This is a genomic window from Hyalangium sp. (assembly GCF_035629615.1).
Taxonomy (GTDB): Bacteria; Myxococcota; Myxococcia; order Myxococcales; family Myxococcaceae; genus Hyalangium.
This window is the reverse complement of sequence record NZ_DASPHO010000789.1, coordinates 1-9,479: the sequence shown is the minus strand read 5'-3', so window position 1 is coordinate 9,479 and position 9,479 is coordinate 1. Positions and strand designations below refer to the sequence as shown.

Below are 9,479 nucleotides of genomic sequence, written 5' to 3'. Positions count from 1 at the left end.
TGCCCGTACCCCCGAGACCAAGAACACCGTCGCTGCCGCCAAGCCGGCCGTCGAGACCAAGGTGGCTCCTGGCCTCACCCCGCGCGATGAGTTCAAGCCTGGCAAGCCCGGCATCGGCATCATCAAGCCGTTCCCCCTGCCCCCCCTGTTCCAGCCGGACGCGAAGACGCGCGCCACCCAGGCCAACCAGCTGGGCCAAGTGGCTGACGGCGTGCGCGACGGCTCCATCACCGCGCAGGAGTCCGAGAAGCTGCTGAAGGAGCAGCAGGACATCGCGGCCTATCAGCAGAAGGCGATGGCCGACGGCAAGCTCTCCAAGGGTGAGCAGCTCCAGCTGGGCGTGATGCAGGCCCGCGCGGCGCTCAATGTCCACCAGGCCAGCACCAACGGCGACCGCAACCTCTTCGCCGGCCTCGACAAGAACGCCCAGCGCCAGGCGGACCAGATCGACCAGATTGCCGCCGGCCGCCGCAGCGGCAACATCACCAACACCGAGGCTGGGGAGCTGCTCGGTGACCAGGTGGAGATCTCTGACGCCCGCGGCGACGCGGACTCCGTCGGCGAGCGGCTCGAGCTCGGCAGCAAGCTGAACGAGGCTGACGGCGAGATCAAGCACCACAGCAAGCCGGGCACCCAGTGGGACCTGAAGCCCTTCCCCCACCCCTTCCCGCTCCCCCGCCCGCAGCCTCTGCCGCTGCCGCTGCCCGAGTTCCCCCGGCCGCTGCCGCTGCCCCGCCCCGAGCTGCCCAACAAGCCTGACTTCCAGATCCTGCCGTACAAGGGCGTCATCAACGGCTGAGAGCGCTGAGGCGCTGGCCCCCACAGCCCCCCCTTCGCCTGGGTGCGAGGGAGGGGCTGTGTCGTCTCTACGGAGACGCGGCGCGCTCCGCGTTGGCTCGGAAGGCCTCCCGGGTGAAGGCCGCGAGCCCCGGGCTGCCCAGAGGGCTGGAGCAGGCCGATCTCGTCGTAGTGGTGCAGCGTTCGCACGCTGACGCCCGCCAGCCGGGCGACCTGGCTCACTGTCAGGGACATGGTCCTCACCTCCACGCAAAGAGATAGGGCCTCACGTCGCGTGAGGGTCAACCCCCTCTTTTTCCGGGGTCTGCCGGGCGGAACAGCGCGCAGGCGTGCACCGGCTGGGGTGGGTACTTCCCCGGCAGCAGCGGGCAGAGGATGAACGTGGAGGTCTTCGTCTGCACGTACCGGGGAGGCGCGGCGCACCGGTGGCAGAGGCTGGTCGGGAAAGGCAGTGGGTCAGGCCGTGAGCTCATCGCGATCAGGGCGTGAGCCAGCGGCTCACCGGCCCCCCGGTGGGCGGAGGGGGAGGAATGATGGGCCGCTCCTGCACGGGCTGGATCGGCTCCCACCAGCGAGGGGGGCGCCGCACGGGCCGGTCCAGCTGAGCGACGGCGTCGATGAGGGCGCCGTAGAACCCCATCTCGTCGAAGGTGTCCGGGCCCACGCCGATCACGTCCAGGTGGTCCTGCGGGACGACATTCGCCGCGGAGGTCGCCTGCTGGAAGGTGGGCGCGTTCAGCGAGTCCACGGAGCCATGCTCGTAGTCGAGCGAGATCCGATCGGAGCTGAACAGCCGATCCTGGTAGTGCAGCCGGTAGCCCATCTGCTGCGAGCTGATGCCCACCACCCCGTCATCATCCGCCTCGTTCTTCACCCCGTCGCCCATGCCGACGATCCCGTCGGTGCCACAGTCGTTCGTGCAGTACCCATCCCCGTCGATGTCGAAGAGGAACTGGTTCAGCAGGAAGAGCGCCGGGTTCACGCTCAACCCGTCCTGCGCGGTGATCACCGAGAGGTAGCTGGACGCATACCGCGCATCCACCGGGTAGGCGGTGTTGAACGCCTTCATGCCCGTGACCTTCCCGTCCTCCGGATCGTAGTCGTCGTAGACGAGCTGCATCGCCCCGGCGTACCCGTCACTGCCCGGCGCGTAGACGGTGTTGCCGTAGTACGTGGCCAGGGTGTTGAGGAGATCCGTCGCCCCTGGCCCCTGCTCGAGGATGTACCGAGCCACCGGGGAGCCTCGGTGCGGCCCGGACACGCTCACCAGTACCCGGATCGCCGCCTTTCCGCGCCGCTCGTACAGCACGCGCGCAGCCTTGCGTGCATCGATGGCGCCCTGCGAGTGCCCGATGATGTTGACGGCCCCCACCCCAGTCGTGGCCAGGTAGCCCTCGAGATCGTCGGCCAGATCCAGGCCTCGCACCTCCGAGGACTCGAACGCCTGCACCTGCGCAATGAAGGTCCGCTGTCGCTTGTCCAGGAAGAGGTTGCAGTTGAGCTCGAAGAACCCGTTGCAGGTGTCCCCAACGAAGGTGCCGTAATCGTCTCCCCAGTAGTCAAACCCGAGGACGTCGTTGAAGCCACCCATCCCGTGGGCGAACACGACGGGATGGGTCGTCTTCAGGGCGCCTGCCTGGGACTCGGAGGCGAACGCCCATGCGCCCGACACCAGCATCGCGAGCAGGAGGCGCGCCACGGTGATCAGTCGTAGGTGGCGATGTAGTGGAAGATGGCCGCGTAGAACTCCGGCTCATCGAAGGTATCCGGCCCCACGCCCACCACGTCCAGGTGATCCTGGCTGATGACGCTCGAGGTGGAGGTCGACTGCGTGGCGCTGGGAGCGTTCAAGTTGCTCACGTAGCCAAGCCCCGCGTCGTTGGTCACCGAGTCGAAGCCGAACGTGGACTCGCTGTACCGCAGCCGGTGGCCCATCTGCTGCGAGTTGATGCCCACCAGGCCGTCGTCATCCGCCTCGTTCCTCACGCCGTCGCCGCGGCCACCAGCACCGTCGTTGTCACAGTCGTCCGCGCAGGAGCCATCGCCGTCGATGTCGAAGAGGAACTCGCTCAGCAGGTAGAGCGCCGGGTTCACGTTCAACCCGTTCTGTGCGGTGATCAACGAGGTGAAGCGCGCGGCGTACCGCGCATCCACCGGGTAGGCGAGGTTGAACGCCTTCATGCCCGTCGTCTTGCCATCGTTCGGATCGTGGTCGTTGTAGACGAGCTGCTTGGCGCCCGCATACGCGTCATTGCCCGACTGATAGACGACGTTGCCGTAGTAGGTGGCCAGCGCGGCGACGACGCTGGTGACGCCGGGCCCCAGGTTGAGGATGTACTTGGCCACCGGCGAGCCCCGGTGCGGCGAGGACACGCTGACGGCGACCTTGACGACCGTGTACCCGCGCCGCTCGTACAGCACGCGCGCGGCCTTGCGGATGTCGATGCCGCCCTGCGAGTGCCCGATCAGGTTCACATAGGAGGAGCCCGCGGTGGCCATGAAGCTCTCGACATCGTTGGCCAGATCCAAGCCCCGCACCTCCGAGGACTGGAACGGCTGCACCTGGGCCACGTAGGCCTTCTGGTTGCCGTCGATGTCCTCGTTGCAGCCGACCTCGAAGAGCGAACACGGATCACCGACGAAGGTGCCATAGTCGTCGCCCCAGTATTCGAGCCCCAGGAGGTTGTTGAAGCCACCCATGCCGTGGGCAAAGACGACGGGATAGGTCGTCCTTGCCGCGCCAGCCTGGGCCAGGGTGGAGAACCCGAAGGTTCCGGCCACCAACGCTACGAGCGCGATCCGCAGTGCTCTCATCTGCCTGCTCCTGAATATGCGTGGGGGAGGGCCCCCGCGTGGGGACTCCCCATATACCCGGAGTGAAGGCTGATTGATTGGGAAATCAACCCGCGTGGGCCAAGCGTCTACTCGCTGAAGATCTTGCGGAACAACCGGACGATGGAGCGCGACAGCGGCGTGGCCACGGGCTTCACTTCCTCCTTGAGGGAGAGGTCCACCATGGGCCTGCGAGGATCCATCGAGAACACGCTGAACTCGTCATCCCCTTCGAGGGCGCTGAAGACCTTGGCCGCGCGGGTGGTGGGGGGAGCCTTCGGTTCCTTTGCCATGGTCTTCCTCGGTCTCGGACAAGCCTGGGGCGGATTATGCACCGGCTCCGCCCCGGTTTGTCTCACTACATTTGCCTACAGTTTCACAGCCTACAGCGAACTCGGCGTCAGCGGGGCCTCTTGCTCTCCTGGAACGTCACCTCGAGCTGGAGCTCTTTGCCGTCGCGGACCACCACCCCTGTCACCGTCTCGCCGGGCTTGGAGGAGTTGAGCACGTACATGAGGTCCTCGACGCTGCCAATGGGGTGTGTGCCGAGCCGGATGAGGACGTCACCGCGCTGCATCCCGGCCTGCTCCGCGGCGCCCCCGGCGCGCACTCCCGCCAGCATCATGCCCTTCAGTCCATTGGGCGGGCCCGCGTAGTCCGGCACGGTGCCGAGCGAGGCGTTGAAGCTGCGCATGTCGCCGCGGGGCGTGGGCGAGGCCACCTTCCGGTAGCTGAGCGGAGTGCTCCCGTCGAGCGCCAAGGCCACGGTGGAGACGATGCTCGCCACCTGGGCCGTGCCCCCCGCGTTGATCTCGTCCGCGGTGTCCGTGGGCTTGTGGTAGTCCGAGTGCGCGCCCGTGAAGAAGTGCAGCACCGGCACGCCCGCCGCGTAGAAGGGTGAGTGATCGCTGGGGCCGTAGCCGTCGCCGCTGGAGGTGCACTGGACGCGCACCTTGTCGCAGGCAGTGCCGACGAGGGTGCCCCACTCCGCGGCGGACTCGGCACCGAGCACCGAGAGCCCGCTGGTCCGCAGCCGCCCGACCATGTCCAGGTTCAGCATGGCGGCCACCTGCTTCATGCCACCGTCTCCGCGCAGGTGCGTGAAGTGCGTGGAGCCGAGCACTCCCGTCTCCTCGCCGGAGAAGGCCACGAAGAGCACGTCGTGCTTGAGCTGCGCGCGGCTCGCGGTGAGGGTGCGCGCGATCTCGAGCAGCCCGGCCACACCCGAGGCATTGTCATCCGCGCCCACGTGAGGCACGCGCTTGTCCGGGGCGAGCGAGTAGCGCCCGCCGTAGCCCAGGTGATCGTAGTGGGCGCCGATCACGATGGCTCCCGGCAGCTTGCCCTCGCCCGCCTCCAGCAGCGCGACCACGTTGAACGTCTGGCTGCGCTCGAACTCGAGCTGCACCTCGACGCGGCCATCCACCCGCTTGCCCTCGGTCAGCTTGCCCATCAGGGGCTCGAGCGCGGCGCGCTTCACCAGCACCACTGGGATGCCGACGTCCCCAGGCCCTTCGGGGGAGAGCGCGGGCAGGGACGCCTCAGAAGGCATCTTCCAGTCCTTCGCCTCGGGGGACGACGGCGTGGGCCAGTCGACGACGATGAGCGCCTTGGCCCCCCGCTCACGCGCGGTCCAGGCCTTGTAGCGCAGGTCGCCGTAGCGGCGCTGCTTGTCGGTCTCCGCGAAGGTGGCCGAGTCCGGGACGAAGCGCCGCACCACCACGATCTTCCCCTTCACGTCGAGCTTCGCGTAGTCATCCACGGACAGGGACGGCTCGGCGATGCCGTAGCCGGCGAGCACCAGCGGCCCCTGCGCCGCGCTCTGGGCAGAGAAGCCAAGCACCGTATAGGTGTCGCTCGGGAGCACGGCGCCTCCGAGCTTCACCTGGGTCTTCGCCCCGGGCTTCACTGCGGTCGTTACCGGGAACCCCTCGCGGAAGGTACCTCCCTCCCCTGCGGGCTTCAGGCCGAGGCTCTGGAAGCGCTCCTCGATGAACTTCCCGGCCGCCTCGAGACCCGGCGTGCCAATGCCGCGCCCTTCCCGCTCCGGGGCCGCGAGGAACTGGACGTCCTTCTCGATCCGATCTGCGGAGGTCTCGGCTGCGGGCGCGAGCGGCTTCGCGTCCTCCACCCAGCGCGCGAGGAAGACGTTGGTGTCTCGCTGCCCAGGGGCCGTGGCGCGGTTGCTCGAGAACACCAGCCACTTGCCGTCGGGCGAGAACATGGGGAAGCCGTCGAAGCCCGGCGCGGTGGTGATGCGCTCCAGGTTCGAGCCGTCGACGTTCACGGCCCAGATATCGAACTCGCGGCCCTTCGGATCTCCATGATTGGAAGAGAAGAGGATGCGCTTGCCGTTCGGGTGGAAGAAGGGCGCGAAGGAGGCGGCGTTGAGCCAGGTGACTTGCCGGGCCTCCGAGCCGTCCGCGTTGGCCACGAAGAGCTCCAGCTTGGAGGGCCGCACCAGCCCGCGCGCCAGCAGGCTCTTGTAGTCCTCCAGCTCCTTGCCGGGCTTGGGCCGCGAGGCGCGCCAGACGATCTTCGTGCAGTCGGCGTTGAAGAACGCGCCGCCGTCGTAGCCGGGCGTCTGGGTCAGACGGCGCACGTTCTTGCCATCCTTGTCCATGCGGTACAGCTCGAGGTCTCCGTCCCTCACCGAGGTGAAGACGATGGAGCCGTCCTTGGCGCAGACGGTGCCCTCCGCGTCATACCCGGGCGCGTCCGTGAGCCGCGTCAGCCCGCTGCCATCGGCGGCCACCTTGAAGACGTCGTAGGTGTCGTAGAGGGCCCAGACGTAGCCCATCGAGTGGTCGGGCTTTGGCGGGCACGCGTCGCCGCCCAGGTGCGTGGAGGCGTAGATCAGCTCCTGGTCTCCTGGCAGGAAGTGCGCGCACGTCGTCGCACCCTGGCCGCTGGAGAGCTGCTTCTCCACCTGGGTCTGGGCCACCGGATCCACCGTCATCCGGAAGATGCGATCGCACCCCATGTCGCCGCGCCGGGCCTGGAAGGAGAGCTGCTTGCCATCGAAGGACCAGTAGGCCTCGGCATTCTCGCCGCCGAAGGTGAGCTGGCGGAGCTCGGCCAGCCGGACCTCTTCAGGCAGCAGGGTCGCCGGGACCGAGGAGGTCGCCGCCGGAGGGGGATCCTCTGGGGACGGACCGGTGCTCGAGGGGGTGGTGCAGGAGATCAGGGCAAAGAGGAGCCAAAGGCAGCGCTTCATGGGCGGGACCATGGCACTGCCGCCGCGGCGGCTCAACGCTCTTCACGCTCTCCCCTGCCCCCTCCGGCGATGAGCGCTGCCCCAATGGGCGGGGGGCAGCGCTCGCCCAGACACCCGCCCTGAGGGCGGGCGGGGCTCACTTCACGGTGAACAGACCGCGCAGTTCCTCGGTGTTGGAGATCGGGTTGAGCGCGTTGCCCTTCGCCGTCGCGCGCCACTGATAGATGCGATCCGGGATCAGCGCCGGCCCTCCGTAGACCACCTCGATGTAGCCGGAGGGGTTCTTCGCATCGAGGACCGACAGGTTCTCCCAGACCTTCGTGCCCTGCGAGTCGAACACCCGCAGCTCGTACGACTTGGCGCTGGAGTACGGCATCCAGGTGAATCTGGGCGTGCCCGAGACCTCCTCGGTGGTCTCCCCCCCGCCAGGACCCACCATCTGGATGGCGCCGGTCACCTTGAACGAGGGGCTGGCGCTGGGCGTGCCGTTCTCCACGGTGATGTGGGCGATCTGCGTGCCGGAGATGTTCGGGTCCGGGTCGCGCACGTTGCCGTCATTCTCGAAGGCTGCCAGCACCACATACTTCCCGTCCGGCACGCCCGTGATGGCGTACGCGCCAGAGATGTTCGGGGCCGTGCCCGGATCCGGCGCGCGCAGCCCAGGCGGCACCTCGCCGCGGATCAGCGCCTCGTTGAAGGTGCTCTCCACCACCATCACCACGCTGGTGCCCGCTCCGTTGGCGCCCGCAACGAGATTCACGGTTCCGCTCAGCGTCGCGGTGGAGGCCCCCGCCTTGCGGATGGCGATCCCCGTGGCCTCCACGCCCTGCTGCACCGAGACCTCCGCGGGGGTGTAGTTGGCCCCCTTCACGTACGCCTGGGCCCTGTACCCGCCACCCGGGGCCACATTGAACACCTTCCATTTGCCAGAGGTGTCCGCCACGGCGGAGTACGCCTTGCCGTTGCCCTCCACCACCACGAGCGCGGACTGGCCTGCGGTCACCTCCACCGTGCCCGACATTGCGGGGCGGCCCTGATCGGCGGCCTGCAGCGCGCTCAGGCCCACATCCGTCTGTGCCGAGGAGAACGCCCACGGCTTGTCGTCGCCTGCACTCGCGGCGCCCGAGGTATCGAGAGGCAGCGCCACGCGCACCCCAGAGGGGAACGGCTCATAGTTCTGCGCTCCGGCCCGCAGCGTCAGCCGCGCGCCCACCGGAGTACCCTTGTCGTCCGAGCGCTCCGTGGGGATGCGCAGCGCATACCGGCCATCCACGCCGCTGACCGCCACGCCCGACACGGGCGCTCCATTGGCGTCCAGCGCCGTGACTTCCGCATTCGCAACCGCCGCGCCCGACGCCAGGTCGAACACCTTGCCCTCCACCTGCACGGGGGCAAAGCACAGGGGCTTCTCCTGGCCGCTCACCTTCTCGCAGGCCAGGGTCTCCGCACATGACGTCGGATCATCCAACTTGCACTCTTTGTCATCGCCACAGGCCACCACCAGCAGCGACAGGAGCACAGGAACGATTCGCTTCACCATATTCAGGGCATCTCCGTGTGAGAGCTACCCGGTGAAGACCCGCCCTGGATCCCTTCAGCCACACCTACAATCCCGCTGGCGTGCCTACTCTCCTCGCCCCAGGCGATCGGCGAAGTAGTCGCGCGAGGCCTTGCTCACGGAGAGCTCACGGAGGGCCGCCTGGGTTCGGGAGAACGCGTACTCCACCCGGCGGAAGAAGACGCTGTCCCCGTCATAGAGGGCCCAGGCAGCGCGGGGATCACGATCCCGTGGCTGGCCCACGCTGCCTGGGTTGATGATCGCCTTCCTGCCGTGCAGGCCTCCCACCATGGTCATGCCCTGCGGCACGTAGAAGATCGACCTGGGCCCCACGAAGGTGAAGGTGCGGTTCCAGTCCTGGGAGATGCTGAAGAGCTCCCGATCCTCATAGGTGGTAAGGATCGCCGGGACATGGGTGTGGCCGCAGAAGCCGTGCGGCGTGGTGAACCGCGCGAGCAGCTCCTGGAGGAACTGATCGATCTGCGGATTGAGGGACAGGTAGTGGGTGCGGTAGCCCGGCCAGACGTAGCGCAGGGTGGGCTCCTCGGGCGCGCCGTGGACCCAGGTGATGTGACCCTCCTGGCGGATCGACAGCGCCTCGGCCGGCCCCGCAGCGAGCGCCGCGCGCATCCGCTCCCAGGGCGCGAGCCCCTCCAGCGCCCGCGCGGACCAGAGCGCCATCTCCCGCGCATCCTCCTCCATGCCCTCATCTCCGGGCAGCGCGGCCTCCAGCTCGTGGTTGCCCGCCAGGACGAGATCCGCCACCTCGTGGACGCGCGCGAAGCACTCGCGAGGGAATGGACCGTAACCGACGGTGTCCCCCAGGCAGACGATGCGATCCGGCTTCTCGTGCTCCACATCCCGGAGCACGGCCTCCAGCGCAGCCAGATTGCCGTGAATGTCGCTCAGGATCGCAATACGCGCCACGCGCCCTCCCCATGCACGGCCAGGAACACCGAAGCCACCTGCCGCTGCGGAGCTACCGCCGCCGGCCGCCTCCACCGAACATCATCAGCAGCACCCCCGCGGCCAGCGCAGCCCCGCCGCCTGCGAGGTACAGCGTCGTGTCCTGCG

At 68.2% G+C, this 9,479-nt stretch carries 8 protein-coding genes and 1 pseudogene; 1 reads left to right on the top strand and 8 read right to left on the bottom strand.

Features of this window, described 5'->3' with window-relative positions; translation table 11 throughout:
- Nucleotides 1-799 (top strand): hypothetical protein (locus VD972_RS39560; RefSeq protein ID WP_324994171.1); only part of this gene is annotated, 799 nt, incomplete at its 5' end.
- Between the two features lie 152 nt (nt 800-951).
- Here VD972_RS39560 and VD972_RS39555 read toward each other — a convergent pair.
- From VD972_RS39555 to VD972_RS39520, 8 genes and pseudogenes are all read right to left on the bottom strand, one after another.
- A pseudogene (locus tag VD972_RS39555) lies at nt 952-1,032 on the bottom strand (MerR family DNA-binding transcriptional regulator); the annotation flags it as partial.
- 47 nt (nt 1,033-1,079) lie between these two features.
- A complete protein-coding gene (locus VD972_RS39550; RefSeq protein WP_324994170.1) occupies nt 1,080-1,271 on the bottom strand; it encodes a hypothetical protein in 192 nt (63 codons plus the stop codon).
- A 5-nt stretch (nt 1,272-1,276) separates the two neighbouring features.
- Entirely contained in the window at nt 1,277-2,497 is a 1,221-nt protein-coding gene (locus VD972_RS39545) for an acetyltransferase (protein ID WP_324994168.1), read from the bottom strand.
- Between the two features lie 5 nt (nt 2,498-2,502).
- Nucleotides 2,503-3,612: an acetyltransferase gene (locus VD972_RS39540; RefSeq protein WP_324994166.1), complete on the bottom strand. Its 1,110-nt coding sequence runs from the start codon at nt 3,610-3,612 to the stop codon at nt 2,503-2,505.
- A gap of 107 nt (nt 3,613-3,719) precedes the next feature.
- Nucleotides 3,720-3,923, bottom strand: coding sequence for a hypothetical protein (locus tag VD972_RS39535; protein WP_324994164.1), 204 nt, complete (start codon nt 3,921-3,923; stop codon nt 3,720-3,722).
- Nucleotides 3,924-4,030: 107 nt separating this feature from the next.
- Nucleotides 4,031-6,847, bottom strand: a complete 2,817-nt coding sequence (locus VD972_RS39530) for a M20/M25/M40 family metallo-hydrolase (RefSeq protein ID WP_324994162.1) — start codon at nt 6,845-6,847, stop codon at nt 4,031-4,033.
- A gap of 136 nt (nt 6,848-6,983) precedes the next feature.
- A complete protein-coding gene (locus VD972_RS39525; protein ID WP_324994160.1) occupies nt 6,984-8,387 on the bottom strand; it encodes a carboxypeptidase-like regulatory domain-containing protein in 1,404 nt (467 codons plus the stop codon).
- Nucleotides 8,388-8,471: 84 nt separating this feature from the next.
- Nucleotides 8,472-9,332 carry a metallophosphoesterase family protein gene (locus tag VD972_RS39520; RefSeq protein ID WP_324994158.1) on the bottom strand — a complete coding sequence of 287 codons (861 nt, stop codon included), beginning with the start codon at nt 9,330-9,332 and terminating at the stop codon, nt 8,472-8,474.
- Nucleotides 9,333-9,479 lie beyond the last annotated feature (147 nt).

What these genes read in the sequence shown, in the direction of transcription:
- VD972_RS39550 (WP_324994170.1), bottom strand. Translation starts at nt 1,271, where the DNA reads ATGAGCTCACGGCCTGACCCACTGCCTTTCCCGACCAGCCTCTGCCAC.
- VD972_RS39540 (WP_324994166.1), bottom strand. Translation starts at nt 3,612, where the DNA reads ATGAGAGCACTGCGGATCGCGCTCGTAGCGTTGGTGGCCGGAACCTTC.
- VD972_RS39535 (WP_324994164.1), bottom strand. Translation starts at nt 3,923, where the DNA reads ATGGCAAAGGAACCGAAGGCTCCCCCCACCACCCGCGCGGCCAAGGTC.
- VD972_RS39530 (WP_324994162.1), bottom strand. Translation starts at nt 6,847, where the DNA reads ATGAAGCGCTGCCTTTGGCTCCTCTTTGCCCTGATCTCCTGCACCACC.
- VD972_RS39525 (WP_324994160.1), bottom strand. Translation starts at nt 8,387, where the DNA reads ATGGTGAAGCGAATCGTTCCTGTGCTCCTGTCGCTGCTGGTGGTGGCC.